This window comes from Novosphingobium guangzhouense (assembly GCF_002896965.1).
Lineage (GTDB): Bacteria > Pseudomonadota > Alphaproteobacteria > Sphingomonadales > Sphingomonadaceae > Novosphingobium > Novosphingobium guangzhouense.
Map to the genome: position 1 here is coordinate 47,415 of NZ_LYMM01000033.1, position 25,513 is coordinate 72,927.

35 protein-coding genes and 1 pseudogene are annotated in these 25,513 nt (G+C 56.9%); 22 read left to right on the forward strand and 14 right to left on the reverse strand.

Annotated elements, in window-relative coordinates; all coding sequences use genetic code 11:
- Window positions 1-72 precede the first annotated feature (72 nt).
- Window positions 73-744, forward strand: coding sequence for a hypothetical protein (locus A8V01_RS12250; protein WP_103096140.1), 672 nt, complete (start codon window positions 73-75; stop codon window positions 742-744).
- A 217-nt stretch (window positions 745-961) separates the two neighbouring features.
- Here A8V01_RS12250 and A8V01_RS12255 read toward each other — a convergent pair whose 3' ends face one another.
- Genes A8V01_RS12255 through A8V01_RS12265 form a run of 3 tightly spaced genes read right to left on the reverse strand, consistent with a single transcriptional unit; the run spans window position 962 to window position 2,445 of the window.
- Window positions 962-1,864, reverse strand: coding sequence for a hypothetical protein (locus tag A8V01_RS12255; protein WP_103096141.1), 903 nt, complete (start codon window positions 1,862-1,864; stop codon window positions 962-964).
- On the reverse strand, window positions 1,865-2,191 hold the full coding sequence (locus A8V01_RS12260) for a hypothetical protein (protein WP_103096142.1): 327 nt from the start codon (window positions 2,189-2,191) through the stop codon (window positions 1,865-1,867).
- Window positions 2,188-2,445, reverse strand: a complete 258-nt coding sequence (locus A8V01_RS12265; RefSeq protein WP_146037244.1) for a hypothetical protein — start codon at window positions 2,443-2,445, stop codon at window positions 2,188-2,190. The genes A8V01_RS12260 and A8V01_RS12265 overlap by 4 nt, the downstream gene beginning before the upstream one ends.
- Window positions 2,446-3,463: 1,018 nt before the next feature.
- Here A8V01_RS12265 and A8V01_RS28165 point away from each other — a divergent pair.
- Window positions 3,464-3,868: a DNA replication initiation control protein YabA gene (locus A8V01_RS28165; protein WP_146037245.1), complete on the forward strand. Its 405-nt coding sequence runs from the start codon at window positions 3,464-3,466 to the stop codon at window positions 3,866-3,868.
- Here A8V01_RS28165 and A8V01_RS12270 read toward each other — a convergent pair.
- Window positions 3,865-5,184 (reverse strand): PIN-like domain-containing protein, encoded by a 1,320-nt coding sequence (locus A8V01_RS12270; RefSeq protein WP_146037246.1) that lies wholly within the window; start codon window positions 5,182-5,184, stop codon window positions 3,865-3,867. The two genes, A8V01_RS28165 and A8V01_RS12270, sit on opposite strands and share 4 nt — an antisense overlap.
- Before the next feature lie 723 nt (window positions 5,185-5,907).
- Entirely contained in the window at window positions 5,908-6,147 is a 240-nt protein-coding gene (locus A8V01_RS28170; protein WP_146037247.1) for a hypothetical protein, read from the reverse strand.
- A 76-nt stretch (window positions 6,148-6,223) separates the two neighbouring features.
- Between A8V01_RS28170 and A8V01_RS28175 the strand changes: the two genes are divergently transcribed.
- From A8V01_RS28175 to A8V01_RS12305, 8 genes are all read left to right on the forward strand, one after another.
- Window positions 6,224-6,559, forward strand: a complete 336-nt coding sequence (locus A8V01_RS28175; protein ID WP_146037248.1) for a hypothetical protein — start codon at window positions 6,224-6,226, stop codon at window positions 6,557-6,559.
- Window positions 6,517-7,002 (forward strand): hypothetical protein, encoded by a 486-nt coding sequence (locus A8V01_RS12275; RefSeq protein WP_146037249.1) that lies wholly within the window; start codon window positions 6,517-6,519, stop codon window positions 7,000-7,002. The genes A8V01_RS28175 and A8V01_RS12275 overlap by 43 nt, the downstream gene beginning before the upstream one ends.
- Complete coding sequence (locus tag A8V01_RS12280; protein ID WP_146037250.1) at window positions 7,002-7,367, forward strand: hypothetical protein; 366 nt, start codon at window positions 7,002-7,004, stop codon at window positions 7,365-7,367. The genes A8V01_RS12275 and A8V01_RS12280 overlap by 1 nt, the downstream gene beginning before the upstream one ends.
- Window positions 7,364-7,516, forward strand: a complete 153-nt coding sequence (locus A8V01_RS28585) for a hypothetical protein (protein ID WP_170065907.1) — start codon at window positions 7,364-7,366, stop codon at window positions 7,514-7,516. The genes A8V01_RS12280 and A8V01_RS28585 overlap by 4 nt, the downstream gene beginning before the upstream one ends.
- Window positions 7,517-7,562: 46 nt before the next feature.
- Complete coding sequence (locus A8V01_RS12285; RefSeq protein WP_103096147.1) at window positions 7,563-8,309, forward strand: hypothetical protein; 747 nt, start codon at window positions 7,563-7,565, stop codon at window positions 8,307-8,309.
- A gap of 226 nt (window positions 8,310-8,535) precedes the next feature.
- Window positions 8,536-9,735, forward strand: a complete 1,200-nt coding sequence (locus tag A8V01_RS29555) for a collagen-like protein (RefSeq protein WP_146037251.1) — start codon at window positions 8,536-8,538, stop codon at window positions 9,733-9,735.
- Between the two features lie 22 nt (window positions 9,736-9,757).
- Entirely contained in the window at window positions 9,758-9,964 is a 207-nt protein-coding gene (locus A8V01_RS12300) for a hypothetical protein (protein WP_103096150.1), read from the forward strand.
- Between the two features lie 29 nt (window positions 9,965-9,993).
- Window positions 9,994-10,314 (forward strand): hypothetical protein, encoded by a 321-nt coding sequence (locus A8V01_RS12305; protein WP_146037252.1) that lies wholly within the window; start codon window positions 9,994-9,996, stop codon window positions 10,312-10,314.
- A gap of 36 nt (window positions 10,315-10,350) precedes the next feature.
- On the opposite strand, the gene A8V01_RS12310 is transcribed toward A8V01_RS12305, so the two are convergent.
- The 6 genes from A8V01_RS12310 to A8V01_RS12325 all read right to left on the reverse strand — a co-directional run bounded on the left by A8V01_RS12310 (window position 10,351) and on the right by A8V01_RS12325 (window position 13,375).
- Window positions 10,351-10,623 (reverse strand): hypothetical protein, encoded by a 273-nt coding sequence (locus A8V01_RS12310; RefSeq protein WP_103096152.1) that lies wholly within the window; start codon window positions 10,621-10,623, stop codon window positions 10,351-10,353.
- The gene (locus tag A8V01_RS12315) at window positions 10,620-10,850 is read right to left on the reverse strand and encodes a hypothetical protein (protein ID WP_103096153.1); all 231 of its coding nucleotides are present in this window, start codon (window positions 10,848-10,850) and stop codon (window positions 10,620-10,622) included. The genes A8V01_RS12310 and A8V01_RS12315 overlap by 4 nt, the downstream gene beginning before the upstream one ends.
- Entirely contained in the window at window positions 10,847-11,092 is a 246-nt protein-coding gene (locus A8V01_RS12320; RefSeq protein WP_103096154.1) for a hypothetical protein, read from the reverse strand. The genes A8V01_RS12315 and A8V01_RS12320 overlap by 4 nt, the downstream gene beginning before the upstream one ends.
- Entirely contained in the window at window positions 11,089-11,310 is a 222-nt protein-coding gene (locus A8V01_RS28185) for a hypothetical protein (protein WP_146037253.1), read from the reverse strand. Before A8V01_RS28185 ends, A8V01_RS12320 begins: the two co-directional genes overlap by 4 nt.
- Before the next feature lie 214 nt (window positions 11,311-11,524).
- On the reverse strand, window positions 11,525-11,881 hold the full coding sequence (locus A8V01_RS28190) for a hypothetical protein (RefSeq protein ID WP_146037254.1): 357 nt from the start codon (window positions 11,879-11,881) through the stop codon (window positions 11,525-11,527).
- Between the two features lie 33 nt (window positions 11,882-11,914).
- Window positions 11,915-13,375, reverse strand: coding sequence for a DEAD/DEAH box helicase family protein (locus A8V01_RS12325; protein ID WP_103096155.1), 1,461 nt, complete (start codon window positions 13,373-13,375; stop codon window positions 11,915-11,917).
- 982 nt (window positions 13,376-14,357) lie between these two features.
- On the opposite strand from A8V01_RS12325, the gene A8V01_RS12330 reads away from it, so the two are divergent.
- The gene (locus tag A8V01_RS12330) at window positions 14,358-15,065 is read left to right on the forward strand and encodes a hypothetical protein (protein WP_103096156.1); all 708 of its coding nucleotides are present in this window, start codon (window positions 14,358-14,360) and stop codon (window positions 15,063-15,065) included.
- Window positions 15,066-15,167: 102 nt separating this feature from the next.
- Here A8V01_RS12330 and A8V01_RS12335 read toward each other — a convergent pair whose 3' ends face one another.
- Window positions 15,168-15,599, reverse strand: coding sequence for a lysozyme (locus tag A8V01_RS12335; protein ID WP_103096157.1), 432 nt, complete (start codon window positions 15,597-15,599; stop codon window positions 15,168-15,170).
- Window positions 15,600-15,831: 232 nt separating this feature from the next.
- Between A8V01_RS12335 and A8V01_RS12340 the strand changes: the two genes are divergently transcribed.
- The 6 genes and pseudogenes from A8V01_RS12340 to A8V01_RS12360 all read left to right on the forward strand — a co-directional run bounded on the left by A8V01_RS12340 (window position 15,832) and on the right by A8V01_RS12360 (window position 18,791).
- Window positions 15,832-16,392, forward strand: a complete 561-nt coding sequence (locus A8V01_RS12340) for a hypothetical protein (RefSeq protein WP_146037255.1) — start codon at window positions 15,832-15,834, stop codon at window positions 16,390-16,392.
- 10 nt (window positions 16,393-16,402) lie between these two features.
- Window positions 16,403-16,567: a hypothetical protein gene (locus A8V01_RS28590; protein ID WP_170065908.1), complete on the forward strand. Its 165-nt coding sequence runs from the start codon at window positions 16,403-16,405 to the stop codon at window positions 16,565-16,567.
- 49 nt (window positions 16,568-16,616) lie between these two features.
- The gene (locus tag A8V01_RS12345) at window positions 16,617-17,108 is read left to right on the forward strand and encodes a hypothetical protein (protein WP_103096159.1); all 492 of its coding nucleotides are present in this window, start codon (window positions 16,617-16,619) and stop codon (window positions 17,106-17,108) included.
- Window positions 17,109-17,192: 84 nt separating this feature from the next.
- Entirely contained in the window at window positions 17,193-17,384 is a 192-nt protein-coding gene (locus A8V01_RS29645) for a DUF6771 family protein (protein ID WP_103096177.1), read from the forward strand.
- Between the two features lie 368 nt (window positions 17,385-17,752).
- Window positions 17,753-18,037: pseudogene (locus A8V01_RS12355) on the forward strand (JAB domain-containing protein); the annotation flags it as partial.
- A 4-nt stretch (window positions 18,038-18,041) separates the two neighbouring features.
- Entirely contained in the window at window positions 18,042-18,791 is a 750-nt protein-coding gene (locus A8V01_RS12360) for an NRDE family protein (RefSeq protein WP_103096160.1), read from the forward strand.
- On the opposite strand, the gene A8V01_RS12365 is transcribed toward A8V01_RS12360, so the two are convergent.
- A complete protein-coding gene (locus tag A8V01_RS12365; protein WP_103096161.1) occupies window positions 18,788-20,542 on the reverse strand; it encodes a sensor domain-containing diguanylate cyclase in 1,755 nt (584 codons plus the stop codon). The genes A8V01_RS12360 and A8V01_RS12365 overlap by 4 nt on opposite strands.
- Window positions 20,543-20,774: 232 nt before the next feature.
- Here A8V01_RS12365 and purB point away from each other — a divergent pair, with 232 nt between their 5' ends.
- The 4 genes from purB to A8V01_RS12385 all read left to right on the forward strand — a co-directional run bounded on the left by purB (window position 20,775) and on the right by A8V01_RS12385 (window position 24,305).
- On the forward strand, window positions 20,775-22,085 hold the full coding sequence (purB, locus tag A8V01_RS12370; protein ID WP_103096178.1) for an adenylosuccinate lyase: 1,311 nt from the start codon (window positions 20,775-20,777) through the stop codon (window positions 22,083-22,085).
- Between the two features lie 172 nt (window positions 22,086-22,257).
- Complete coding sequence (locus A8V01_RS12375) at window positions 22,258-22,608, forward strand: LapA family protein (RefSeq protein ID WP_103096162.1); 351 nt, start codon at window positions 22,258-22,260, stop codon at window positions 22,606-22,608.
- The gene (gene pyrF, locus A8V01_RS12380) at window positions 22,605-23,282 is read left to right on the forward strand and encodes an orotidine-5'-phosphate decarboxylase (protein ID WP_103096163.1); all 678 of its coding nucleotides are present in this window, start codon (window positions 22,605-22,607) and stop codon (window positions 23,280-23,282) included. The genes A8V01_RS12375 and pyrF overlap by 4 nt, the downstream gene beginning before the upstream one ends.
- 267 nt (window positions 23,283-23,549) lie before the next feature.
- A complete protein-coding gene (locus A8V01_RS12385) occupies window positions 23,550-24,305 on the forward strand; it encodes an SIMPL domain-containing protein (RefSeq protein ID WP_103096164.1) in 756 nt (251 codons plus the stop codon).
- A 7-nt stretch (window positions 24,306-24,312) separates the two neighbouring features.
- On the opposite strand, the gene A8V01_RS12390 is transcribed toward A8V01_RS12385, so the two are convergent.
- Window positions 24,313-24,672: a DUF4019 domain-containing protein gene (locus A8V01_RS12390; RefSeq protein ID WP_245892453.1), complete on the reverse strand. Its 360-nt coding sequence runs from the start codon at window positions 24,670-24,672 to the stop codon at window positions 24,313-24,315.
- Window positions 24,673-24,784: 112 nt separating this feature from the next.
- Between A8V01_RS12390 and A8V01_RS12395 the strand changes: the two genes are divergently transcribed.
- Entirely contained in the window at window positions 24,785-25,429 is a 645-nt protein-coding gene (locus A8V01_RS12395) for a phosphoribosylanthranilate isomerase (protein WP_103096166.1), read from the forward strand.
- Window positions 25,430-25,513: the final 84 nt, after the last annotated feature.

Consider the following 25,513-nt stretch of genomic DNA (forward strand, 5'->3'; position numbering starts at 1 on the left):
GAGAGCAACCGAAGATATGAAACTGCCGTAGCCTTAACCGACCGATAACCCGTCACTTTTAGTGAACTCGGCATGAGCACCTTAATCCATGATGCGCTGCAAAGTCGCATCCCCCATCAGGCCAAGCGCTACCCGGATAAGGCCGGCACTCGGCACGAATTCAATTGCCCGTTATGCGGCGACAAACGCCGCCGTGGTCGCATTTACCTGAATGACGATGGATCGTGCGGCTGTGACTGCAAGAATTGCTACAACGCCAGTCGTCAGGAAACGGACAAGCCGCTCACGAAGAAGCTGGAAAAGCTACTCGTCGCGCTAGGAATGTCTGGCGACGAAATCAGACGGCTAAAGTATGACGTTTGGCGTGAACGCATACTCGCTCAGAACTCGCCCTCTGTAACCAAGCAGCCCTTGCCAGATGGCGCACGGCCTATCGGTGATTGGATCGCGGACAACATCGCTGATCCTAACTTCAACGATCTGCTGGAAGACCTCGCGGACATGGACCCGGATCATCGCGACGGCTATTATTGGACGCCAGAAGCAGGAACGACCGGCGACATGAACCGCCGCTATATCTGGGTTGTTGGCGATCCTGAACTGCCAGACGCTTGGGCTGCTCACACAATCGACGATGATGAGGAAGTGGACACCATAGTCGGTGATCCTGATGCGTGGGTGGCATCCCTTGACGAAGAGGACGAACCAGCCTTTGACACACCCGAAATCAACCGATCGGAATGATTATGCAGAAGTCTAAATCAGTGGTTGCGGCAGAAGTCCTGCGGCACTAATCTATTGATAGCAGATAACTGCAACGCCCTAAGGGTCGCATATGATAGTCCGCTAGTAGAGGTCGCACTCCTAGCGGGCTATTTTGCTTCATAGATGCCCAGAGAGCCCCAGCGTGATAGCCAAACAGCATCGCAGCTACACAGGGCTACCCTACGGGATCGCGCTCTTAGGACCAGCCCTCGCGCTGCGCCTCAATGATTTCCCGCCATTTGTCGCCGTAGGCAGCATTCACCCGGTCAAAGCGCTCACGCAATCGGGCTTCGCTGCAATGACGACCAGACGTTTCCGGGTTCCAGTACGCTTTGCTGAAACCGTCCGCGTCCATGAATGCCTCCGCGACTACCAGATTACGCTCCATGCGCTCACGGATGCGGGGTTGCGGTTCAGCGACGGTCTTGCGCCACTTCAAGTGATAGTCGGCCAGAGCCATTGAGAAGCAAATCGATGCTTCGTCTTCCGTCTCTTCCGCGTACCGTGCCGGGAATGGCTCATTCGCCTTCGGACGCCAGCTTAGTTCACGCTCCCGGAACCATGCATATTTGGCCTCATCGTCCCCGTCGAAACGCGCCATGCTTGGCTGTTCGCCGTCTCTGAGCGCTTGGAGCGCGCCCAGCGCATTGCAATCGCCCAGGAGGTTGCTGCGCATGAGGTTGATCCAGAGAGCCCCTTGAGGATCGTGCGTGAGAAAATCCTGATCGCGCAGCTTCCGCCATTTTGCACGAACAGTCCTCACTTGCTCCCGCGACAAGCGCAGCACCGAGAAGCCATCCAGTTTTGCAGCTTTTAGATCTTCCATCGGCGCAAGGTCATTTGCGGCCACGACATTCCAACTGGCAGCACCACGACGGAAGTTGCGGCGAAAATCGGAGGCCGTGCGACCACAAGCCAGCAGAAGGTGCGTGAACTCAGATGCGGTGTCACGCACCAATCCATCATGCACGACAATCTGGCCGGGATCGTACCGAACAGCGCTAATGGCGGCAGGAATGGCTTCCTGCTTTGCCTGTATCCCAGACGTGTCGCGCTTGACGCGCTGGACCTGCCGATAGCGCTGATCGCTGGACTTCACTCAGACTGCTTTCCAAGTCAGTTGATAGCGCACCTCTTCGGACTTCTCCGCGATACGGATGAAGTAGCGATACGTTTTGATGCCTGCGTGAACTTCTAGCCACGTTGATACAGACCATTTGCAGATGAGGTTTTCTGCGCACCATGTCAGGCGCTCGATCACATCATCACAGCTTGGATCATCCCACTGTTCGGTGAATCGAGGACCGTCCTCGACGATGATAGCCTCTCTGGTGGCTCCGACGAACACCAGCGATTCCTTACCTACGACCTTGCCCGCATCGAAGACGAGTTCAACGCCTTCCTCGCCATCCAGACGAATGCTCATGCGGGGCGCGTCCTTTCCCATTGATCGGCAAACGCCATAGCAGCGGTGACGCGGGGCAAAAGCTCATTGAAGGAATTCGGCATGTCCTCTTCCCGATAGGCCAGCTTTGCCAGCGTGAGGTCTTCGCCGCGCTGATAGGCTTCTGTCAGGTACGTGGGCAGCTTGAGCCCAGAACGCAGCGTCTCGGCATTCTCAAACATACCCTTGACCGGATCGGCGCCAGCTTCATCGAACTGCGTCACGATATCGGCCATTATCTCGTCGTTGGTCTTCCGCATTGTCACCCCGCTCACTCGGAGTGACGGAACTAACCCCCGATGCTTAACGCTACCTTTCAGCCCAGCTAACTAATGGATGAAAAGGCCAAAAAGCAAAGGACCGTGCGCAGAGCCGGATTGTGGAAAGGAATCAGTCTTCAAAGGCCGGTGTCGCTCCCACTACGATAGGCACAAACGCCAACTGGTCCTAAGCGGCAAGTGGACAGGCCCGAAACGCGATAAGACTTTCAGGCTCGTAACGCGGAAAGATGGCTACGTGGTGCGACACGCGCCCAAACATCCGATTGGCAACAAGAACGGGCAAATCCTAGAGCATCGCTATCAGGCATATGAGAAGTACGGCGAAGGGTCGCAAACCTGTCACTGGTGCAACTGTTCACTCGACTGGGCGACTTTGCACGTCGATCACCTAGATTGGGATCACGGGAATAATGGCCCTGACAACCTCGTCACGAGTTGCCCACGATGCAACACAATGCGAGTTTCGCCAGAAGCTAGAGCGAAAGCGAACCCAGAACCAAGTGCCAGCGCTTCTAAACTGACTGCTCTCGCAAACCGCTTCCGGGACTAAGTAGTGGAAAGAGATTAAAGGCTTGCTGCTACTCCTTAGCGTCCGTTTGTCGCGGGATCGGACATGCCTTTGCTGCTTCGAAAGCCTACCCCAACAGCTATGTGCGGGCTGAGAAGTGAACGCTGCGCAGCAAAGTCTTATGGGCATGAGAAGCAGTTAAGCAAAGGAAAGACAGAAAAGCCCCGGAGCAACCTCCGGGGCTTTTGCTTATAAAATGATGTTAGCTGTTAACCACCAAAGCCAGACAACGCGCAAGCCATAGCTACAACCACTACAACAGCGACTTCAATGGAACGATACGTGCGGAACTTCTCAAACATGCTTTGCCCTCCAAATAACCCGCAAAGCATGTTGCCAGTCATTCAGTAGGGCAACCTATCATTTCAACAGAGCCTCATAAGTATAGAGAAACTGTGAGGTCCAATGGCAAAGCAAATTCCAATCTCCGACACACAGAGGCAATTAGCAATCGAGGGTTTTGCTCGCGGCGATAAGCCCAGTCAGATAGCTGCCTCAACTGGCCTGTCTGTGTATCGCATCCGTAACCTGCAAAAGAAGCAAGAGATTGCAGATGCAGTCGATAGAATGCGCCTTACAGACCTAATCCCCGGTCAGCTATCAGCGCTGCATGATACCATGCTGGCAGTCCTATCGTGGCTCAAGACCACTGATAGCCGACTAAGCGCCGTCGAAGAGGAAATCCGAAAGGTCCGCATCGGCAATCACCGCTTGCAGGTCGAGAACAAAAACCTGCGCGAAACCCGCCGTGATGACCGCAAGCAACTCAGGGAAGCAAAAGCGGCGCTATGGAGGGCAAGGGGCTATTAGTCGTCTAAATCCCCATCAATCGCCTGAGCATCTGCACCTCCGAAAAGGTAGGCTTGCTCAGGCAGATGCATTCTCGGAAGATCATTCTTCATCGCCCGGCGCACCTCACGCAGCTCATCCTCTGCTTCCTGCAACTGCCTCCCTGCAGTCGCCTGATGGCGTTTTGCGTTGGTTAGAGCCTCGAAGAATCGCTTGTTGTTCTCTTCCGGTGCATCCATCGCAAATGAAGACAGGGCATCGACTTCCGACGTGACTTTTGCGTACTCGTTCCGCAGAACATCGACGTGATCACGCAAATTCCTATATGCTGCGCGATTACGTTTCACCCTATCATGCAAAATGCGATGCTTGCGCATGTTGGCGATCTCCGCGTCAGTCACGACGACCCGATTGCGCTCTTCCAGTTCCTGGACCTCTTGCACAACCTCGTCACTGGCCTTGAACACACTCAGGAGCCCAGACAGCGGGATTAGGTGAACCGATTTCCCGAGAGTTTCCGCGCGGAACTCATCTAACAACTCTGGTCGCGGCTGAAATGCACCCTTACGCTTTACAAACCAATCGGGCTTCTTTTCCTCAGTGACGAATATGCAGTGAGCCCCACGCTGTTTCGCCTCCCGCAAGATCGTTTTCCAGATAATGTAATCGCCTACGCCACCATCTTCCTTGCCATGATCCTTGAAGCCGGGAGCGATTTCCAACTGCGCACGACGAGCAACCTCCGCTTTAATTTCTGCGCGCTGTTCCTCGTTTAGATTAAGTTCGCAGACGCAATCCGTGAGGACTTTCCGGTAGATCGACGATACCCGATCCCCACCAACCTCGTCCTTTAGCCGCTCGTTTACCGCAGAGAGTTTCTTGACGATATCCTTACCCTTATTGATGATCTCAACCGCGAGAGCTTTTGCCTCTGCATAGTCCTTATCATCTTCCAACAAGGGAATGGTCTTATCGAATACAGGCTTTTTCGCCCGCTCTACAAACCCATCAACAGCATCCGCAATAGCAGCTATCTTACCACTACGGTTCTTGTAGAACTCTCTAGCGGCTTGTCCGGGAATGATAAGTCTGCCCTCTTTAGCAAGCCGGGTATAGACCTTCTCAATCTCAGTTACAGAAGCAGACTGCATCTCAAATGGGAATAGCAGCACGTTAGCATCCAGAACGACAATGCACTTGTCGCTAATATCGGATAGCTTGGGTTGCTCATGACGGAATAGAGCCTGTGCATCTGGGTAAAGGTCGGTGAGCCAGAACGCATCCCGATCCGTTGCCTGTTCCGCTACTGGCTTATTGCCCTGCGCCTTATCCGCCACAATCACCCCTATTCGGACATGGTATCTGTATGCGGCTATGGCTATGATATTCGAAGCGAAACGTCTAGGTATTACAGCGCGATATATCCGATGATGTGAGTATGCCTGATAACACCGTTGGGACCACCCATCCCGACAGACTCAACCACTCTTTTCACTCAGGAAGAACTCTTTTCCGCACTCTGTTTGCACTCTGGGTTCATGGTGTAGATGCGAATTGCTCTTACCTGTGTGAGCAAACTCTTTTATTGACAGTGCTGCTTTACCCTTACCTTATCCTTTGTTCGCTTCCAGAGCGTTATCAGGATCATTCAGGGTATCCGTACTCCGACAATTAATAGCTACAGCCATTGTATCAGGAGTCAAAGATATATCTTTGCTCTTGCGGAACTCTTCTATTGAACTCCTGTGTGTAAGGTATGGAGTATCTACGAAAAGCATACCTCGTTCACAACTCGTCGCTCTTTGGTAGCGATTAGGAGTCTGTCTGTTAGTGTGTGATTGTGGAAAAGTCTGTCGAAAGGAAGTTCGGAGACAGTGAACTAATTTGCTGTCAAGAGCAAAGATAGGTTGCCCTATAGGATGAACGACACCCGAGGGGGTAGCTTACAGAAGTTGACAGATGAGAAGCGTTCGCGTTGGTTACCCTACACCACACACGACCGTCAAAAATGAGTCCAGACCGTTCCTCACTTTGAGTGACACTCTGGACCCACTCTCTGCTTACTCTTCCAGTTCGACCACGACCAAATCGATCAGGTTGTAGCCAAAGCTGCTTGTCGGGTGTTCGTTATAAATCGAATAACCGTCACCTTCATTCTTGCGCAGCCTTTCAACTGTAGGTTGAAATAAAGTCACGGTGTCTTCGGTGTCGCCTGTCGCCTGAAACGACACCATATTGCCCCGTTGCTCTACCCTGTAGTGCGGGGAACCCTCCATAAGACTTTCCAGAAACGGCGTCATAGCTTCTCCTTGGTACGGTTCCATTTCCTAAGATGGTCCAAAGATGCTGTTTTTCAAGGTGTCTGCTAAGTAATGGATGGCAAAGAACAAGACACCGCCACCTCCAACTCAGGAGCAGGTTGATAAGCACTGGAAAGGACAGGACAAGTCCGTCTTCCAGAAACCCTACACCCGCGATCCCGGCGTCACGATCGCTACCACACAGGGCGAGATTACCCGGCTTCATGATGCGGCCAAAGATGGCGAGACGGCCCCGGCGTTCAAGCTGCGCAACACAGAGGTCATTCTTGAAGACCCGGTTGGACGCCCAATGGTGCGCAGCGCATTCTTGGTGCTGATGCTTCCGGGGTGTATTTTGATAATGGCATCATGCGTCGTGCCCAGATCGGCGGTGCGCAGATCGATAATCTGACCGTCAACCGTCTTAAGATCGCGGGCAATTCGATCACCTCGAACATCTTCCATACCGCAGGCGATGCCTATTGCCCTGCCGGTGGCACAATCGACTTCTTGAACACCGGGTTTTGGAACATCGGTGACGAATACGATGGTTCCGCGACCGTAACGGTCAGCTTCACCATCGACGCGACCGCGAACTATGACGCCGCCGCTTTCGTGGAGTTGTTCATCGATAACGGTTCTGGATATCGATCCGCAGCTTCGCAGATCATCGGTATCTCAACCAACAACGGTAACACCTACTGGCGTGTAGGCGGCATGATGATCGGCGGCACTGACGGCGCAAACGTGCGCGTTCTAGCCCGCATCAACTCAGGAAAACATACACCGCGATCCGAACCGCGCGCCATGTGGGTTCGTAATATCGCACTCAATATCGGTGGAGCAGCACGATAATGTATTACGCTTACTTCCGCGCAGATGGCACCTCGCTTTCTGTGTCAAACCATCCGACCCTTTTTCCAGAACCAGACGTGATGATGTTTGAGGTTCCAGACCTAACCAACGGTAACTCGATCTATCTCGATACTGAGACGATGACGGTCATGGAGAAGATGCACTTCGCCGTCACATCGACTTACAACACCATCGTGGGATTGCCCTCTGGAACAATGGTCACGGTTGATGAAGGCGAGTTCATTGTGACCGATGGAACGGCTGAGTTTGAAGCCGATGTTCCACAGAGCAAGATCGCTTGGCTGGATCACCCTCACTACTTCGCAACCCACATTGAGATTGAGACAGGACCGGAGACAGCATGAAGCTAGATATCAAACAAGGCTACAAAGGCCAACGCGCATACGAGTATCCATCTTGGGAGGAACAGATGGATTACCTGTTTCACCATGGATATGACGCTTGGAAAGCAATGATCCAAGCTATCAAAGACAAGTACCCAAAGCCTGAATGATCCGCTGACCCCGCATAAATATCGCAAAGATATTGCGGGAGCAGACATGGCGGATTTTGAGTTTGAAACAACCGGCTTGGTAAACGTCACGAATGGATCGGTTGATGTAATTGGCGTGGGCACCAATTGGGTCGCGTCGTATCCCGGCCTGATGCTCTGGCTAGATGGTCTAAGCTATCCCGTTAAATCGGTGAACGGCCGCAACAGCATTACGCTTGTTCATCCCTATCAGGGCAGCACGGCAACCGGCGCGAAATACGCTCTCGTCCCTGTGCATCCCGGAACGCTCAACGCCCAGAAGGCCGTTATCACGGTACTTGAAGCCATCAACAACCTGATCGCGAACGGCGGTATTGGTGGCGGCGGTGGTGGCACAGGTTCCGGTGGTCCCGGCATTATTGGCGCAGTCGTCAACAGCGCTGGTCATCTCATCATCACTCTGAGTGACGGACGCACAATCGATGCGGGCTTGGTCAAAGGCGCAGATGGTCAGGACGGCCAAGACGGCACCGGCTCTGGTGGTGGCGACATTTCGATGGCTGCTATTCAGGGCTTCTCGCAGTTCGCTGGTACTCCTGTTGGTGGCGGTCTTGCTGGCCTGTTCATCCCCGTAACGACCGGTGCTCCCAACATCACACTGACGCAGCGCAGTGAGATAGTTATCCCATGGGACGACAAGGACGCTGGCGCGGCTATGTGGGTTGAGAAGCGACCAAACGCTGCCGCTATCATCGTTGGCGCTGCAAACGTGCCTCTACCACAACCCGGTGGTGACGAGGTTAACCGGCGCTAACGGACAGCGCGGCGAACAAGGTCTACGCGGCTATGATGGCCCACAGGGGCCAGCTGGCCCTAAGGGTGACACTGGACCCGCTGGCGCTGCTTCGACGGTTCCCGGCCCACAAGGCCCTAAGGGCGATACCGGCGCAACTGGTCCTGCTGGTACTCCCGGCACTCCCGGAACTCCGGGCGCATCGATCTCTGATTTCAGTTACAGCAACGGCACCCTGACCATCGAAATGTCGAGCGGTTACGCATGGGAAGCATTCATTCCCACAAGCGGTGGTGGCGGCACTGGTGAACCCGGCAGCGATGGCATCAGCGTTGATAGCCTTGCAATCTCCAATGGCCGTTTGATCGTCACTTTTAGTGATGGCCGCACTCAGGACGTTGGACAGGTCGTTGGCCCTACTGGTGCTGCTGGCGCGACCGGACCCAAAGGCGATACCGGCGCAACCGGGCCTGCTGGCGCAGCATCAACCGTTCCTGGGCCTAAGGGCGACAAGGGTGATACCGGCAACACTGGCGCAGCCGGTGCGAAAGGCGACAAGGGCGACACAGGAGCAATCGGACCAAAGGGCGACACTGGTGCAGCCGGTACAAACGGTCAGGGCGTTCCTGCTGGTGGATTGCCGGGGCAAGTTCTCGTAAAAATCTCCGAAAACGACTTTGACGCCGAGTGGACCGATTTCCCGTTCGAGATTTTCCAGCAGATGATTGACGAGGCGATGGCAAATGGAGGTGGCGGTGGTACTGATCCTGAGCCCGAACCTGAACCAGAGCCAGAGCCGGTTGATCCAGAGGGCATGACGACAGTTCGTTGGACCGCCAACGGCATTACGTCTCCAATCCCTGCAAGCCGCGCAGGCTACCCAGCAGGCACCATCATGGGAGACGTTGCTCCGCAGGCGAATGGCACAACGCTCATCATGGCCCGCGATTGTATCGTGGATTTTGGCAACAATGCTCTCGCATTCAACCTGCCAGAAACGACCAACTACCTCACCAATCAGACACCAAGCGTTTTCCGCATGGCCTACAAGGGTATCATTAGACCAGAAGCGAACGTCATCGATCTTATGGATTGGGGCAAGGGGTCGATCCGTGTCAGCGTTCCTTGGATGGAGGATCGCTTGAACTTCTCGTACTATCGTAGTGGCGACGGCAATCCAGAAGTTGGCGAGGATATCGGCAACATCAACGATTTCAAGCTGGGCGAGAACCACTTGTATGAGGTCATCTGGACCAACGATGCGGCTGGTGCCGGTGGTCATGTCCGCTTCTATATCGACGGCGCGATTGTCGGTTCGGCTATGCCAACTCAGTACAAGGTCCGCGCTTCAAACACCTTCTGGATGAACGTCAACGGCTCGATGGGTAACACCTCGAACAGCCGTGCGCTCGAAATGGAATACATGGAAATCGGCTTCAAAGCCTAAAGGATAAGTGGGGTTACAGGGGATGGAAGCTGAGGGGGAAAGCGAGGGCCGTAAGACGCTCTGGCAGAAGGTCAAAGGCTGCTTCGTGGAAGTGGCATCAATCGTGCTGCTTGTCGCTCGATATTGGAAGGCCATCAGGCTTGCGGTTGCGGTAGTATCCGTGACTGTTGCGGCTGCAATGGGCGCACTCGATCCGGTTGCAGAGGCAATCACTGCGACGGTGCAGTAATGTCAAATCCGCAACCCCAGTATGGTATCTTGGGTGATCGCATGTTTCAGCTTTGCGCAGGCATTCTCGCCGTTGTCTTCGCGGCTATGTATGCAGCACCAAAAGAGCAAAGCGATGCAATGGCCGATGTTCGGGAAAAGCTGGCAACCATCGTAACCGGCCTTAGCGCCACTCGGGATGATATCGGCAAACTCAGCCAGAAGCTGGATAGTACCGCAGACGGCCTTGCCGATGTGAAAGCAGAAGTCGCGGGCATGAAGGCCGCGCAGCAGACTGCCGAACAGGAAATGAGCCGCTTGCGTGATCGTATGCGCCAATATGAGGACGGCGACCGCAAGCTGAAATACTAAAACGAGAAAGCCCGGATTGCTCCGGGCTCTTGTTTGTCAGGGTTGTCGCAGTTTCCAAATCGTCGCCGCTGCCATGCCTTGATCTCGGGCCACCACATACAACTCGGCAGCGTTTCGCATTTGCATCGTGACAAGCCGATACTCGCTGTATGCCACCATGTCGTCAGGCTCCATGTCAAGTAGCTCAGTGGCAAGCGAGTAGGCAGTCAAGCTCTTGCCGGTCCTCGCGCTACGGATGATTTCCATGCAGGCCCGCACCTTGGCCTCATTGAACCGCTCTAACAGGTCGTCGAGGGTGATCTTGCTCATGCTCCACCCCACGTTAGCTTGAAGAGCATTGCATCCCCTGCATTCTCGAACCAAACGATGTAAGGGCACACCTCCGTTTGGCCGTTACCTAACATCCCGCAAACCCGACCATATTCAATCTCGTGATCCCCGTTTCCGTTTTCGGCCAGCCAGTTTTCTAACTTGGAAGTCCAGTTGCCGTATAGAATTTCGACCGGAGTGTAGCCTTTATCCTCAAGGCACATCATGCTGCACCTTCCTCGGCCAGCTTCGCCTCTGCCTCTTTGAGTTTCGCCTTCAACTCCTTTGTCTCTTCACGGACGGCTTTGCCATGAGCATCATGAGCAGCGTAGAACGTCTGGATAGCTGCATCGACTTCTGCGCGGGCTTTCTCAAATTCCATCTTAGCAGCGATCAAACGACCTTCAGCACTGGCCTTGAGCAAACGGGCTTCCTGTACGGCTGCTTCTAGGGTTTCCATCGTGCTCATCGGACAATTGCCGCCACCAAGAGGACAGCCGCTGCGGCCATCAGTCCACTCAGGACAGCAGCAACTCCAACACCCATATAATCGCCAAGCGTCCACGGAATATCGACGTGAGAGCCGGTGCAGATGTTGAGAAACGTATCGTATCCCCAATGACCCTTTTCGACGATGCACTGACTGTTATTCACGTTTGCGACGAGGTTTGTTGCTTCGCTATTCATTTTGTGACTCCAATAGAAAAAGCCTCAAGGAGAGAGTCACTTCTCCTTGAGGCCATCGCACCATGCCTATGAACCACGGTGCTAAATCTCGTTTACGTCTATTGTGACTCCCGACGCGATCTATTTAGTCGGAATGGTCTGATGTAGACCGGGCATCGCCTGTTAACCCGGTCTACTCAATTACTTTACACTCTTGATGATTGAGCCGTCGATATTAAACGTCACCACCGAAAGTGAGTTTAAAAAGTAAAGCAACGCTAGGATCATTGAACTGCACTTCAAGAGGCTTGATGGATCGCTTTTGCCAAGGGTTAGTAGATAAGTGCATTGCATTAATGTCTGAGCGCATGTTCAGGAACAACTCATTTAAATTAGTTGAATATCCTGTTTCGGCTGCATGTTCGGACAGCCACTCTCGCATATCGGGTGTGAGCAAATTCCCCTTGATTTTGATGATCGTCTTTTCGCTCAAGACCAAAGGTGCGCTCGGATCGTTCCCGGAGAGAGTAACGTATGTGACCTTACGGTCATTATTTTCGGGCAAATTGATTTTCAGTATTTCAGGTAGCATCGTAGGTTCTCCCTATCTTATTATTGTTTGATCTTACTTTTTACCGGGCCATGGCCTGATCTTGTACGCTTCACCCTTAGCGGCTGCGATTTTCGCCTTTGCGCGTTCCTTTGAATCCCATGTGCGTTCGGCACCACTAAGAGTGACGCGCTTCTTTGGGGCACCGGCCTGCTTGGGCTCAGGAATATCGGAAGCGATGCGCTCGACAGTCGAGCCGGGGAACTTGTCCTGTAGCCACTTTGCAGAGCCTTCGCTGACCACGCAGACCGTAACCGGGGCCGTCGCATTCGGGTTGCGAAGCGAACTGCGCATCATGGCCTGATATTCGCCCTGATACTGCATCGTCACTTTGAGTTCTTCCGCCGTGAAACCGATGGCCTTGAGGAATGCAGCGACGCCCGACGAGTGGTTGATTGCCTTGACGAGAGCAACGGCGTTCTGCCTTACGAACTTCGGACGGTTCAGGCCGTGAACGATCTGAGGCAGCTTGATCCCATCTTCAAAGATGCTGTCTTCATGCTTCTTGTTGGACTGGAACAGGAACTCGTCACCAAGTTCGCCTTCCATAGCAGAGCAGACCGCATCAAGGATCGTACCACTTTCAAAGGTGCTGTTGGCGAACGACTGCGACCAATTTCCCTGAATGAGATACTTGATTGTCAGGCGATGGCCGCTGGTGTGCTGCTGGTAGCGCAGCTTTGTGCCGATAACCGGATGAGGTTTCCACTGGACGTTATCAAGCCTGCTCCAAATGTGGGCAATCTCCGTGTCCTCGAAGTTCGCACCCATCATCGTCACACTCGCGAAACCGCTTACAAACTCCGACTTCTGGAACGCATAGAAAGTGATTTCCTTGCGCTTACCTAAGTTGCTAACCAGTTCCGCATATTCCTGAGCGCTAACACAAACCAGCTTGTCCTCATTGAGCACGTCATCGGTCAGTTCCTTGAAAAGCCCGAATGCCTTGTCGCCGCTCTTGTTCTCCGACAGTTCGCGCAGTGGGCCAATGTCGGCTGCTTCCACCACCATGATATCCGGGAGCGTTGCGCTCAGGGGCTCATCGATGCGCAGATGGGCAGTGATGAAGCCATGGGACTTTGCCATGCTCATATCGTGCGCTGTGAATGCCTGTGGCAATTCATCGACGATCACATGCCAGAACTGACGATACGCATCTGGAAGACGACCAAGAGCCTGCTGGCTGATGAGCAGCACTTCACCGATTGCCGGGTCAGTCTGCTCCATATGGTTCAGGATGCGCGCGACAACCGAACGGGAATTGTAAGTGCCCGAGTTGGAAACGATGCTGCTTACCGGGACATTGGCGTAGCGCGCTTTGAAGTCGGTTTCGGTCTGATTGATGAGCGGGATGCTGGGCTGCGCGATCAATACCTTTTGATTGTTCTGGGCAAGCTGCGCGGCGTAATCGATGGCAGCGTAGGTCTTACCGGAACCTGCCGGAGCGCTCACGCTGTAAAATACGGGACTGGACACTTAAATTACTCCATTCAAAAGAATACCCGCTTGCGCGGGTCCAATGCGCAAGCGGGTCGAATATCCCTTTGAATATGAACTCAGGACCGGCTGCCATGAACAGCAGCTTTTTGGACCCTGCGTTCACAATACTATTTATAACAAACTGCTCATTATCGCGTCATTATAGAACTGCATCATAGCCGGGTAACGCGCACCCTTACTGGATCGATTGGGTAACGAAACCCTTACTATAGTAATAATTGTTACTGAACTACATACCTAAGGAATTAGCGGGTGATGCTATGACACCTGACTTGTACTGCGAAGCAGGACAATTCTGGTGGCAATGCATCTCTCGCAGGCAAACCAGATGAGAGCGTCAGCGATCAGATGGTCTTGCCTCCTACGTGTCAGCATTCGGTTAATGAGCCGTGGATGTAATGACGCTTCGCGCCCTCGCATGGACACTCGCAGGCTCGCATCCATGCGGACCACAAAGACGTGGCTCGTTTGCAGGACTGACCGCTCTTTCTGCTTCCTGACAGCCCAATTCGGTTTGTCCTGCACGAGCGGTTACGAGTTGTGATTTGTCCTGGGAGTTCGGCAATTCCAGATATCCAGCTACCCCAATCCCCCAGGAATCATTTCTAGTGAGAGCCGGGCCGCAGGCCCCTCTAAGGGTGCGCGTTACTGAATTATCCTGCTGCGATTAACCGATTTTTCATGATCGCTGATTAGTCGAAATCGCGACGGGAGCAATCCCGTTTGCTCTTTGAATAAGTCATCTTTGGAAGCATCTAGCTAGATCACCAGTCGTTCTATCCAGAGCGGCAATGTCTGGGATCAATTGGTCCTTTGCAGTCTAGCGCAGCGGTTAGTTCCACGACCTGTGGCCGTGCCTCAGGCCGAGTAACTTCGGTTCACTATACGCTGAAGATCGGGAGTTGCGGCAGTAATGTCGTGTGTGCTGCTCGGTCATCTTGCTAGAAAGGCACAAAGAATGACCAATAACATCGTCGTTGAACTCAATGAAATCGAAGACGCAGTTGCGGACTTCATCAAGGACCACAAGAACCCGGTTGTTGCCGATATCGAAAGCAATGACAAGCAGATCAGTGTTCTGCACGCCAAGTCGCGGGATCGCACCTACGACATGGTTGCCGCTCTGGTCGATCTTGCCGAACTGCTCTCGGTTGAGACTTCTTCCCCCGGTTACGAGTCTTTCTTGGTGAGCCGAGCAATCTCGAAGCCTGCTAAGGGCCACAACCCTTATATGGCTTTCATCAAGGCCGTTTTCGCTGTCAAAGGCGTGAATGGTGTTTGGGTGTTCGGCCCGGAACAGCGCAGCTATGAGAAGCACGCAAATCACGTTCGCTATCTGGTGAACGCGAAGCGCCAAGGGCTCATCGCTGGTAGCGTTCAGGACTTCATCAGGTCGTTTGACGGAATGCTGAAAGGCATCGAGGCTCAGGACCGGGAAGACAACCCGAATGCTGCGCAGGCCAAGCGTGTTGCTGACACTCGTTTCGACGGGAAGAATGCAATGGCGAAGGCTACGATTTCTGAGACGTTTTCCGCTAAGGATGGCGATCTCGTCGTGATGTATGGTCGGGTCAGCAATGGCCAGACTGAGGTGTTGCACGGCAAGGTGGTTGATAATGCCGCCAAGCGCGACAGCATCTATTTCACGATTGGCAAAGCGAAGTGAGAGAGCAAAAGCCCCCAAGGAGCAATCCTTGGGGGCTTCTTACGTTTTAGGGCAACGGAGAACTTGAGCAGCCCTTCGCGATGAGCATCCTACGTTGACCAACTACTTAGTCTGGAACAGCTTCGCTTCTGCTGCGCGACGAGTAACAAGCCCATTGCTCACTTTGCCACCGGCCAGACGCCACTTAGCGAACTCCGCAGCGGCCTCCGCGAAATCACCGGCATTCACCTTCCGAATGAGCGTCGATGACTTCACCTTGCCTGCGCCCAGATTGAACGTGAACGACACAAGCGCGTCGAACTGGCTCTGTGTCAGGGGCACTTTCACCATATCCGCAACAGCGCGTTCGAACTTCGCCACGTCCGCGACGAGATAGGCATCAGCCTGCGCTTCGGTGATCTTCATCCCAGATTTTACGTCGCTGCCTGTGTGGCCGTAGCCGATTGTCAGAACCCCAGCCTGACAACGATACGTGTTGAGCCTTAGGCCCTCGAAATGCTTGATTAGGTCAAGTCCTGTCTTTGATAGCTTCATCCGCTATTTAAGCGGAGACTCCTGCACGGCTGCTGCCGTAGAAGCTATTTTTGAGCAAAATCCGATAAGTATATTGACAGCAATAGTGCTGTTCAAAACCTCTTTCGGAGATCGATCAATGAACCCAACTCTTACCGTGAGCCTCTTTGTCCAGAGAACAAGAAAGGCTCTAGTGAAGCATACCTACACGGCAGCAGTTTACGCAGAAGATCGAGAGACAATGGGCCATGCGATGGCCGAGCAGATCAAGCATTCCGGCCAGCCCAAGCACAAGGAATTCTACTGGTCGTTTGCGCGCTACCGTCGCAATCACGAAAAAGGCGACATTCAGGAAATGACCGCGATCATGCTGGAATTTCCATATACGAGCCGCGCCGTTCTCATGCAGGCGCTCGATGAATGTCCCTATGTCCACTACATCATTCACGCGCAGGACGAGATTAACACCAAGCGACCAGAAGAACGCTTGCTCGTCGCTTTCCCGGTCCAGACGCCAATCACAGAGCCGACCGTTTACACCCGCTGCGCTTCCATCATTCAAGACGATCTGGGCCTAAGGCAGCATTCCACTGGTGACTATTCCAGCACTTTCCTGTTCGCCCCATTCGTCGGCTATTGCTCCACCCCAAAGGTCATCCTGAACGACCAAGATCGAGAATTCCTAGACGCCGACGCGCTCTATGAAGCGAACCGTGGGCGCTGGACCAACGCTGCGTCACTCCAAGTGGGCGCTGAACCTCCCAAGCTAGACCCGACCACGCATCACGACAGCGGCCTCTTCATCTTCGCATAAGGGGCACATCATGACCGTAGTTGAAGCGACCACACTCGCGGACAGCGAGGCTGAGGCAATCATCCGTGCTGATCTAACGGCGCTTGGTATCGAACCAGCCGATGACGAGCCAGATGTTTGGGCAATCATGTTTGCAGCACTTGAAGCAGCAATCGAAGCCCACAAGCCCAGATAAGTAGACGGACAACAAACAACCAAACACAAGAATTTGGGGTAAAACTGAGATGGCATCCTTTATCAAAGACAAAGATCACGAGAACCGACTTTCGCAGCTTGAGGGCATGGTCAAGCACCTTCATCAAACCCAAGTTAATGACCGCACCGCATTTCGTGAAGCATTCGAACGTAACGATTGCCAAGTTATGAATCTAACAAATCGCGTTCGCGAACTTGAGGCACAGGCTTCAGCAGAGCAGGCTTACAGTGACGCTCTGGACAAGGCCGCTGAAGCCATCGGCACCTACAAGGGCAAGTGGCATATTGATAACGCCAGCATCGACGGCATCAACGTAGGTCTGGTTTCCGTCGATCCAGCCGATATCGACAACCTATCCGTCGAGACGACGGACGTTCGTAGCGAGCGAGATTCCGATAAGGTGCAGGTCATCTACGACATGCTCGTGGATCATTTTATCGAACACGCCATGGCCGGGGGCTTCAGCGCAGACAAACACTTGGACGTTCTAGTCCATATCAAGGGTATCATTCGCCGATAAATATCCGGCTTGAACAGCTAGGATTGCCCGCTGACTCCGGTTGGCGGGCTTTTCTATGTTCCGCATTTGTTCTATCATGCCCAGATGGAACAGCGACTCGACCCCCACCAGCTTTCAGAGGCACTTCTCAATGCCCCATCATGGGCAAAGGTCGGCCTCACAATGCCAGAGCGAACCATGCGCGAAAAAGCCGCAAAGGAACTCGCGCAGACCATCGTGGAGCGTCTTACCGACTATCCCGGCGCGCCAGACCCGGATCAGCTAAACCTCTTCTGAGCCGATGGCCGCGAATATCAGCTTCAAAGACCTGCGCGATTTCGCTAAACGCGATGCCAACCTCTTGGTCATATGCAGCAACTGCGATCACAAAGGCGTACTCGACGCTGAGAAGGTCTGCCGGTACTACCTGTGTCATGGGTGGAACACCGCAACTAGCATCGCGCACCTGCATATGCGCTGCCACGTCTGCAAGCGCAGGCCGACAGAGATACACCCTACCCCCAACAAACCGGACAGACCGCAATGGATGGGCAGTCAGCAGGATTGGACGCGTCTCACGCGGAAACTCAGGAATTAGCGCGAAAACCGCTGACTTCCGCGAGTCGCGCCGCCCCTTGATTGTTTGCACATCCTTATTCTACGTGAACGCGCGCAACATGCTGATCCTTGACGACCTTGTGGGTGAAGGATCGATCGATGAAGCAGCCATCCACCCGCGCGAAGTCATCCGCCGCGCGCTGGACCTTGGCGCAACCGCGATCATCCTTGTTCACAACCATCCTTCAGGTTCTCCGCAGCCGAGCCGCGCGGATATCGAGATTACCAACCGCATTGCCGAAGCCGGCCGCCTGCTGGGCGTCAGCGTTCACGACCATGTCGTGATCGGGCGCGAAGGCCATATCTCGCTACGGGCGAAGGGATTGATCTGAAGCCATGTGCGTCGCCGCTGTCGCCTGGGATGCGCATCCCGACTGGCTGCTCGTCGTCGCGGGCAATCGCGACGAGTTTCACTCCCGCCCCGCCACCGTACTGTCCAACCGGCCCGACGGCATTATCGCCGGAACCGACCTTACCGGCGGCGGCACATGGCTTGGCGTAACCGAGGCAGGCCGCTTCGCCCTCGTCACCAATTACCGCGTGCCCGAAGGATCGCGGCCGGGACGACCTTCGCGCGGGAAGCTGGTGACAGACCTGCTCGAAGGTATCACGCCGGATGCCCTTGGCTCCGAAATGGCGCGGATGAACCCGTTCAACCTTGTCCTTGCCGATCCGATGGGCGCCCTGTTCCTGACCAATTATCCGGCGGTCGAAGTCCGTCCGCTGGAACCGGGCATTCACGGCTTGTCCAACGGCGGCTTCGATGTGCCATGGCCCAAGACCGTGCAAGTGATGGACGCGATCGAACATTGGCTCACGGCACGATCAACGGACCCGCTGCCACTGCTCGACGCTCTGCGAGACGAACTTCCTGCGCCATCCACCAAAAGCCCGGAAGAGGGGCCGGAGCCACGATTCGCCCCGGTCTTCATCCGCGATGCGCTATATGGAACGCGGTGCAGCACAGTGATCCTCGTCGACCGCGCCGGTCGCGGCACTGTTGTCGAGCGCAGTTTCGACGCGTCTGGCACGCGAACCGGCGATGTGCGGATCGACTTCGACTGGCCGGTGCGAAACCCGCTTTAGGCGGCGATCAACTGGTTGCGGCCACCGCGCTTGGCTTCGTAAAGGGCCATGTCGGCGCGGTTCAGCAGGTCGATGCCGCCCTGCCCCGGTGCGCGGTGCACAAGGCCGCAACTGATCCGCGCCTGCGTCTGCCCACCCAGCGGCAACTCCACCGGCACGGCGGACACCGCTCTTACGAAGCGGCGGCATATTTCCTGGGCGACGTTCAGGTCTCCGGCGCCAAGCAGGACGACGAATTCATCCCCTCCCAGCCGCGCTACAAGGTCGGTAGTGCGCACTGATTGCAAAAGCCGGCGGGCGATCTCGGCCAGCACGGCATCTCCTGCAAGGTGACCGTATTCGTCGTTGAGCGACTTGAAGCTGTCCACATCGATGAGCGCGATGCTCAGGTCCTCATCCGCCGCAAGTGCGGCTTCGAAACGACGTAGAAAGCCTGCGCGGTTGGCAAGGCCGGTCAGTTCATCGGTTTCCGCCCGGCGCGCCAGTTCGCCTTCGCGCAGCTTGCGTGCGGTGACCTCCACCAGCGTCGCGACAGTACCTGACATCGCGCCCTGCTCGTCACGCTCGGCCCTGAAAGTCGCCTCCACCCAGCCGCCTCCGGGAAGTTCCGTTTCGATGGTTACGGGACCAGCTTCGGGCGATGCCGTTTCCAGCGCCTTGAGGTGGGCCGTGAACAGAGCCTCGCCCAGCGGCGCATCGAGTTCCCCCATATGCGTGCCCAGCAGCGCCTCGGCGTTCCGTCCCACCAACGGCAAAGCCTCACCGACCGCGCGCGTGCAGGCACCCTCGGCGCTGAAACGCAGCAACACGATGGACGATCGGTCGGCCAGCATCTTGAGCGCGCGCTCGCTTTCGCTGACACGGTCCACCAGATCGCGACGGGCCGCCAGCGCAGCGGCAACGGGCATCGTCAGCACCAGCACGGTGGCCAGATAGAACTGCAGGAACGTCAGCTTGACGCCCATCTCGTGGCCCGAAAGGTTGACCGGGCCGTGACCGTAGAACGTCGCGACGCCACCGGTCACCGCCACGAGCATTACGGCCACGCTCGTTCCCTGCCAGCCAAGCCGGAAGGACACCAGCATGAGCGGCACCATCGGCAAGAACAAGAGTGGGAAGCGATCCTGGCAGAACACTCCAAGGCTGACGACCAGGACTGTCCCGTAAAGCAGCAGGTGCTGCCCCCGCTCGCCCCATGAGGCCGTGCGGAATGTCGCCACGGTATCGCCGTGAAACAGGCCGAACAGGAACGGGGTGAAGATCAGCATTCCCAGCGCGTCGGCGCTGAACTTGGTCGCCAGCGAGGTGCCTATCGGCATGTCGAATGCCAGATTTGCGATCATGGCACCCAGCGCCGCTCCGCAAGCCGGCGCGATCAGTCCGGCACAGACGACGAAGCGCCCCACCGAGGCATGCTGGTGCAGCAATCGCCCATCGGCATCCACCGTCCGGTGTAGCAGCCAGGCGGCCAGCACGATCTCCAGCGTGTTCGAGATGCCGAACGCGACAGGCCCGGAAACCAGCCCGCGAATCATGATGCCTGCCGCAGCGATGGCAATCACCCCGCTCAACAGGTAGCGCCACCAGTCACGCTGGGGCCTGCCCAGCAACTGCGCCAGCACTACGGCGTTGGCGGGCCAGACCGATGCCAGATTGCCCTGAAAGCTGAGATACTTGATGACAGCCGCGGACAGCGCGAAGCAGACCAGACCGGTCAGCAGGGGTCCGACGATGATCCGGGCCTTGGGCATCTCTCGCGGTTCTCAAGCCTGGCGTGCGCGCGCCGTCGCACGCACTTCTCGTGCAAACGTTTGCCAGCGGACTGGTTAAGATTCCCCCTCGATTTGCAGGCACTCGCGCAGTTTACTTGCGCGGATCGCGCGCCAAGCACCTTGCCTTTCGCGCCCGCCCCGCCTAGCGGCTGCCCCACACGAATTGGCGCAAGAATTGGCCGATACCCGCGTCAGCTGCAAGGAGTCGAACATGGTCCCCCGCTACGCCCGTCCCGCGATGACCGCGATCTGGGAACCCGAAGCCCGCTACCGCATCTGGTTCGAGATCGAAGCCCACGCCGCCGTCAAGATGGGCGAAATGGGCACCGTCCCCGCCTCTGCCGGCAAGGCGCTGTGGGACTGGTGGGCGACCAACCCGAAGATCGACGTCGCCGCGATCGACGCGATCGAAGCCGTCACCAAGCATGACGTCATCGCCTTCCTTGACTGGGTCGCCCAGCAGGTCGGCCCCGAAGCGCGCTTCATGCACCAGGGCATGACCAGCTCCGACGTGCTCGACACCACGCTGAACGTACAGCTGGTCAAGGCCGCCGACATTCTTCTGGAAGACCTCGACGCCCTGCTCGCCGCGATCAAGCGCCGCGCAGAAGAACACAAGTATACCCCCACCATCGGCCGCAGCCACGGTATCCACGCAGAGCCCGTCACCTTCGGCCTCAAGCTGGCCGAAGCCTATGCCGAATTCGCGCGCTGCAAGAAGCGCCTGATCGCCGCGCGTGAAGAAGTCGCCACGTGCGCGATCTCGGGCGCCGTGGGCACTTTCGCCAACACCGACCCGGCGGTGGAACAATACGTCGCCGACCAGCTCGGCCTCGAAATCGAGCCGGTTTCCACGCAGGTCATCCCGCGTGATCGCCACGCGATGTTCTTCGCCACGCTGGGCGTCATCGCCAGCTCGATCGAGCGTCTTGCCGTGGAAGTGCGCCACCTGCAGCGCACCGAAGTGCTTGAAGCGGAAGAATACTTCTCGCCCGGCCAGAAGGGTTCGTCGGCGATGCCGCACAAGCGCAACCCGGTGCTGACTGAAAACCTCACCGGCCTTGCCCGCGTGGTGCGCTCGGCGGTGGTGCCCGCAATGGAGAACGTGGCGCTGTGGCACGAGCGTGACATCTCGCACTCCTCGGTCGAGCGTTTCATCGGCCCCGACGCAACGATCACCCTGGATTTCGCGCTGGCGCGCCTGACCGGCGTAATCGACAAGCTGCTGATCTACCCCGAACGCATGCAGAAGAACCTCGACCGCATGGGCGGCCTGGTCCACTCGCAGCGCGTACTGCTGGCACTGACGCAGGCCGGCCTGACCCGCGACGAAAGCTATCGCCTTGTCCAGCGCAACGCGATGAAGGTGTGGGAATCGGACGGCCAGCTCTCGCTGCTCGAACTGCTCAAGGCCGACCCTGAGGTCGCTGCGGCGCTCCCCGCAGAGGTGATCGAGGACAAGTTCAACCTCGATTATCACTACAAGCACGTCGACACGATCTTCAGCCGCGTCTTCGGCTGAACCGAGGGGCGCTTCGATGCTCCGGCAGGCTCGGCACTCAGCCAGAGCCTGCCGGTGAATGAAGATCCGGCCCGCTCCTTCGACATAAGCAGATCGACCCAGGCCAAGGGCTTCCCTTGCGGAAAATTCACGCCTAGCATCGCGGCCGTTCGCGGAGAAAGCAGGAGGAACAATGCAGGTCATCCGCACAATCGCGTGGATCGTACTGACCGCCGTGCTCGTCGCATTCATCGCGATGAACTGGACCAAGGTTCCGGTGAATTTCTGGCCCCTTGCAGACGGCAACTACTTCCACTTCGAATGGCCGGTCGGCGTCGTCGCGCTGTTGTTCTTCGGTTTCGGCATGCTGCCGGTCTGGGCCTACCTGCGCGCCGTGCGCTGGCGCCTCAACCGCCGCATAGCCAGCCTTGAAAACTCGCTGCGCGCAACGTCGATGGCATCGCTGGCCACCCCGGCCGAGGCCGCGCCCGTCGCAAGCGACACTATCCCCACTGAAACCCCGTCGGAAATCGAGAAGTCATGAACCACAATCCCGTCTACCTCGCCCTCGACCTCCCCCGCCTCGACGCTGCGGAAGCGCTGGCGCGCAAGGTTGCGGGTCATATCGGCGGGATCAAGCTGGGCCTCGAATTCTTCTGCGCTCACGGGCATCACGGCGTCCACGAACTGCACAAGATCGGCCTGCCGATCTTCCTCGATCTCAAGCTGCATGACATTCCCAACACCGTCGCCGGTGCGATGCAGGCAATCCACGTACTGCAGCCCTCGATCGTCACCATCCACGCCGCAGGTGGCCGTGCAATGATGGAAGACGCCAAGGCCGCCGCCGGTGAAAACTGCAAGGTCGTGGCGGTCACCGTCCTCACCAGCCTCGACGGAGACGACCTCTCCTCGATCGGCGTCAACGCCAATCCCTACGATCAGGCGCTGCGTCTTGCCGACCTTGCGCATTCTGCAGGGCTCGACGGCATCGTCTGCTCGGGCCACGAAGTCGGCGCAGTCCACAAGCAGTGGAAGGACGGTTACTTCGTTGTTCCCGGCCTGCGTCCGGCAAACGGCAAAGTCGGCGACCAGAAGCGCACCGTCACCCCGCGCGAAGCGCGCGATGCAGGCGCCAGCGTGCTCGTCATCGGACGGCCGATCAGCCGCGCGGAAGATCCGCTGGCGGCGGCAAAGGCGATCGAAGCTACGCTTTAGGAACGGAGAAAGGATTCTGGGGCCATCGCCCCAGACCCCCATACTGTCATCGTCGTGCGTGCAGCCGCGTAGAGCCTGCATTGCGCCGAAGGCTACTTTGCATGGGCAGCTGTGCGCCCGACCTCGGTGTTGAACGAGGCGCAGGGTTGGATAAACCTCTGCGTCCCCTCACCTTAACCCTTGCACACTTCACCGTTCAGCCCTTCGCAACCTGCCTCCCTCCAGATCGTTGCTCACCGAACAACCCCTTGGGAGTGCGACCCCATTATGAAGACCCTGAGCCTGCTTGCCGCCACGGCCATGGCAGCATCCGCCCCTTCCGCCTTCGCCCAGCAGGCCCCTGCGCCCGCGATCGAGACCGGGCACACCATGCTCACCGTCACCGCCGAAGGTTCCTCCACGCGTGAGCCGGACATGGCCAGCTACACGGCGGGCGTCACCACGCAGGGCACCACCGCCAGCGAGGCGCTTTCAGCCAATTCCGCGCAGATGACCAAGGTAATTGCTGCCCTCAAGCGCGCGGGGATCGCGGACAAGGACGTGCAGACCAGCAATCTCAACGTCAATCCGATCTACGCCCAGCCCAAGCGCCTGCCCGACGGTTCGTATGAAGACGACGGCCAGCAGCGCATCGTCGGCTATCGTGCCAGCAATTCGGTCTCGGTCCGCCAGCGCAAGCTGCAGGACATGGGCAAGGTGATCGACGCGCTCGTCACGGCGGGGGCGAACCAAGTGAACGGTCCGAACTTCATGCTCTCGCAGCCCGAAGCGGCGATGGACGAGGCGCGGGTTGAAGCCATGAAGTCCGCTCGCGCGCGCGCTGACCTCTACGCAAAGGCATCGGGCCTGCGCGTGGCGCGGATCGTCTCGATCAGCGAAAGCGGTGGCTATTCGCCCCAGCCGGTGATGTTCATGCGCAAGGAATCGCGCGACATGGTCGCCGCCGCTGCGCCGCCGCCGGTCGCAGCGGGCGAGCTTGAGATGAACGTCAACGTGACGGTGCAATTCGAACTGGCACCGTGATGCGGGCTCAATTCACCATCATCTCGTTTGATTGAATGTGATAGCCGACAAGCGCCAGCTTGTCGGCTTCACCTTTTCTGAAGACGAACTGTTCGGTGCCGCTGCCCCGTTCGAACACGGTCTGGTTCGTCACCGTCATGAAGCTGCCGTTGGTGCTGGCGTTGCGGTTCCAGCCGATCTGCTTGCTCGACCTCACATTGCCAAGCTTGCGATGGACCGCGTCCAGCAAGGCCACGAACTGTTTGCGCGTGGTCGCCTTGCGCATGTCCGCGCCGGTGGCTTCCCAGATTTCCTGCGAATGCCCGGCATCAAGCTCTTCGTGAAAGCGGACGACTTCGGCGTCAGCCTTGCCGATGACCTCCTTCATGCTGCAGCCGCCAAGCATTGCCGCTGCAACGAATGGCATTAGATAGCGGCCCAATCGATTCACTTTGCGTCCTTCATTCATGCAGGGCGTCAGCTTAGGGCAAGGCGCGCATATGCCAACAGCGGCAATCAAGATTTGCGGTATCAGCACCGGCGATTCGCTGGAGGCTGCCATCCGCGGCCGCGCGGCGCATGTGGGCTTCGTGTTCTTCGCAAGGAGCCCGCGCGCGGTCAGCCCTGCGCAGGCAGCGCAGCTTTCAGACCGTGCGGCAGGACGGATCGGCCGTGTCGGCCTGTTCGTCGATGCCGACGATGCCCTGCTGGCCGATGCGGTGGGCGCGGCAAGGCTCGATGCCTTGCAACTGCACGGTTCCGAGACGCCCGAGCGCGCGGCCCAGCTTCGGGCGCGGTTCGGCATTCCGGTGTGGAAGGCCCTGTCGGTCGCCGCAGCGGCCGACGTTGCGCGCGCGGACGCGTATGCCGGGGCGGCCGACCTTGTCCTGTTCGATGCCAAGACGCCCAAGGGCACGCTGCCCGGCGGCATGGGCCTCAGCTTCGACTGGGGCCTCGTCGCGAACTGGAAGGGACCGCTGGCATGGGGGCTGGCGGGCGGCCTGGACCCGGCGAACGTGGCAGAGGCGATCCGCGTTACCGGAACGCCGCTGGTCGATACGTCCTCGGGCGTGGAAAGCGCGCCCGGCGTAAAGGACGAGGAGCGCATCGCGGCCTTCTGCGCAGCGGTTCGCAGCATCGCATGAAGAAAGGGGCGGCCCTTTCGGACCGCCCCTTTCCTGGCTTACGCTGAGCCCACGGTGACATTGGCACAGCGATCAGTTTAGATC

What these genes read in the sequence shown, in the direction of transcription:
- A8V01_RS12250 (WP_103096140.1), top strand. Translation starts at nt 73, where the DNA reads ATGAGCACCTTAATCCATGATGCGCTGCAAAGTCGCATCCCCCATCAG.
- A8V01_RS12260 (WP_103096142.1), bottom strand. Translation starts at nt 2,191, where the DNA reads ATGAGCATTCGTCTGGATGGCGAGGAAGGCGTTGAACTCGTCTTCGAT.
- A8V01_RS12265 (WP_146037244.1), bottom strand. Translation starts at nt 2,445, where the DNA reads ATGGCCGATATCGTGACGCAGTTCGATGAAGCTGGCGCCGATCCGGTC.
- A8V01_RS28165 (WP_146037245.1), top strand. Translation starts at nt 3,464, where the DNA reads ATGGCAAAGCAAATTCCAATCTCCGACACACAGAGGCAATTAGCAATC.
- A8V01_RS28170 (WP_146037247.1), bottom strand. Translation starts at nt 6,147, where the DNA reads ATGACGCCGTTTCTGGAAAGTCTTATGGAGGGTTCCCCGCACTACAGG.
- A8V01_RS28175 (WP_146037248.1), top strand. Translation starts at nt 6,224, where the DNA reads ATGGCAAAGAACAAGACACCGCCACCTCCAACTCAGGAGCAGGTTGAT.
- A8V01_RS12275 (WP_146037249.1), top strand. Translation starts at nt 6,517, where the DNA reads ATGCGTCGTGCCCAGATCGGCGGTGCGCAGATCGATAATCTGACCGTC.
- A8V01_RS12280 (WP_146037250.1), top strand. Translation starts at nt 7,002, where the DNA reads ATGTATTACGCTTACTTCCGCGCAGATGGCACCTCGCTTTCTGTGTCA.
- A8V01_RS28585 (WP_170065907.1), top strand. Translation starts at nt 7,364, where the DNA reads ATGAAGCTAGATATCAAACAAGGCTACAAAGGCCAACGCGCATACGAG.
- A8V01_RS12285 (WP_103096147.1), top strand. Translation starts at nt 7,563, where the DNA reads ATGGCGGATTTTGAGTTTGAAACAACCGGCTTGGTAAACGTCACGAAT.
- A8V01_RS29555 (WP_146037251.1), top strand. Translation starts at nt 8,536, where the DNA reads ATGTCGAGCGGTTACGCATGGGAAGCATTCATTCCCACAAGCGGTGGT.
- A8V01_RS12300 (WP_103096150.1), top strand. Translation starts at nt 9,758, where the DNA reads ATGGAAGCTGAGGGGGAAAGCGAGGGCCGTAAGACGCTCTGGCAGAAG.
- A8V01_RS12310 (WP_103096152.1), bottom strand. Translation starts at nt 10,623, where the DNA reads ATGAGCAAGATCACCCTCGACGACCTGTTAGAGCGGTTCAATGAGGCC.
- A8V01_RS12315 (WP_103096153.1), bottom strand. Translation starts at nt 10,850, where the DNA reads ATGATGTGCCTTGAGGATAAAGGCTACACTCCGGTCGAAATTCTATAC.
- A8V01_RS12320 (WP_103096154.1), bottom strand. Translation starts at nt 11,092, where the DNA reads ATGAGCACGATGGAAACCCTAGAAGCAGCCGTACAGGAAGCCCGTTTG.
- A8V01_RS28185 (WP_146037253.1), bottom strand. Translation starts at nt 11,310, where the DNA reads ATGAATAGCGAAGCAACAAACCTCGTCGCAAACGTGAATAACAGTCAG.
- A8V01_RS28190 (WP_146037254.1), bottom strand. Translation starts at nt 11,881, where the DNA reads ATGCTACCTGAAATACTGAAAATCAATTTGCCCGAAAATAATGACCGT.
- A8V01_RS12330 (WP_103096156.1), top strand. Translation starts at nt 14,358, where the DNA reads ATGACCAATAACATCGTCGTTGAACTCAATGAAATCGAAGACGCAGTT.
- A8V01_RS12335 (WP_103096157.1), bottom strand. Translation starts at nt 15,599, where the DNA reads ATGAAGCTATCAAAGACAGGACTTGACCTAATCAAGCATTTCGAGGGC.
- A8V01_RS12340 (WP_146037255.1), top strand. Translation starts at nt 15,832, where the DNA reads ATGGCCGAGCAGATCAAGCATTCCGGCCAGCCCAAGCACAAGGAATTC.
- A8V01_RS28590 (WP_170065908.1), top strand. Translation starts at nt 16,403, where the DNA reads ATGACCGTAGTTGAAGCGACCACACTCGCGGACAGCGAGGCTGAGGCA.
- A8V01_RS12345 (WP_103096159.1), top strand. Translation starts at nt 16,617, where the DNA reads ATGGCATCCTTTATCAAAGACAAAGATCACGAGAACCGACTTTCGCAG.
- A8V01_RS29645 (WP_103096177.1), top strand. Translation starts at nt 17,193, where the DNA reads ATGGAACAGCGACTCGACCCCCACCAGCTTTCAGAGGCACTTCTCAAT.
- A8V01_RS12360 (WP_103096160.1), top strand. Translation starts at nt 18,042, where the DNA reads ATGTGCGTCGCCGCTGTCGCCTGGGATGCGCATCCCGACTGGCTGCTC.
- A8V01_RS12365 (WP_103096161.1), bottom strand. Translation starts at nt 20,542, where the DNA reads ATGCCCAAGGCCCGGATCATCGTCGGACCCCTGCTGACCGGTCTGGTC.
- purB (WP_103096178.1), top strand. Translation starts at nt 20,775, where the DNA reads ATGGTCCCCCGCTACGCCCGTCCCGCGATGACCGCGATCTGGGAACCC.
- A8V01_RS12375 (WP_103096162.1), top strand. Translation starts at nt 22,258, where the DNA reads ATGCAGGTCATCCGCACAATCGCGTGGATCGTACTGACCGCCGTGCTC.
- pyrF (WP_103096163.1), top strand. Translation starts at nt 22,605, where the DNA reads ATGAACCACAATCCCGTCTACCTCGCCCTCGACCTCCCCCGCCTCGAC.
- A8V01_RS12385 (WP_103096164.1), top strand. Translation starts at nt 23,550, where the DNA reads ATGAAGACCCTGAGCCTGCTTGCCGCCACGGCCATGGCAGCATCCGCC.
- A8V01_RS12390 (WP_245892453.1), bottom strand. Translation starts at nt 24,672, where the DNA reads ATGAAGGAGGTCATCGGCAAGGCTGACGCCGAAGTCGTCCGCTTTCAC.
- A8V01_RS12395 (WP_103096166.1), top strand. Translation starts at nt 24,785, where the DNA reads ATGCCAACAGCGGCAATCAAGATTTGCGGTATCAGCACCGGCGATTCG.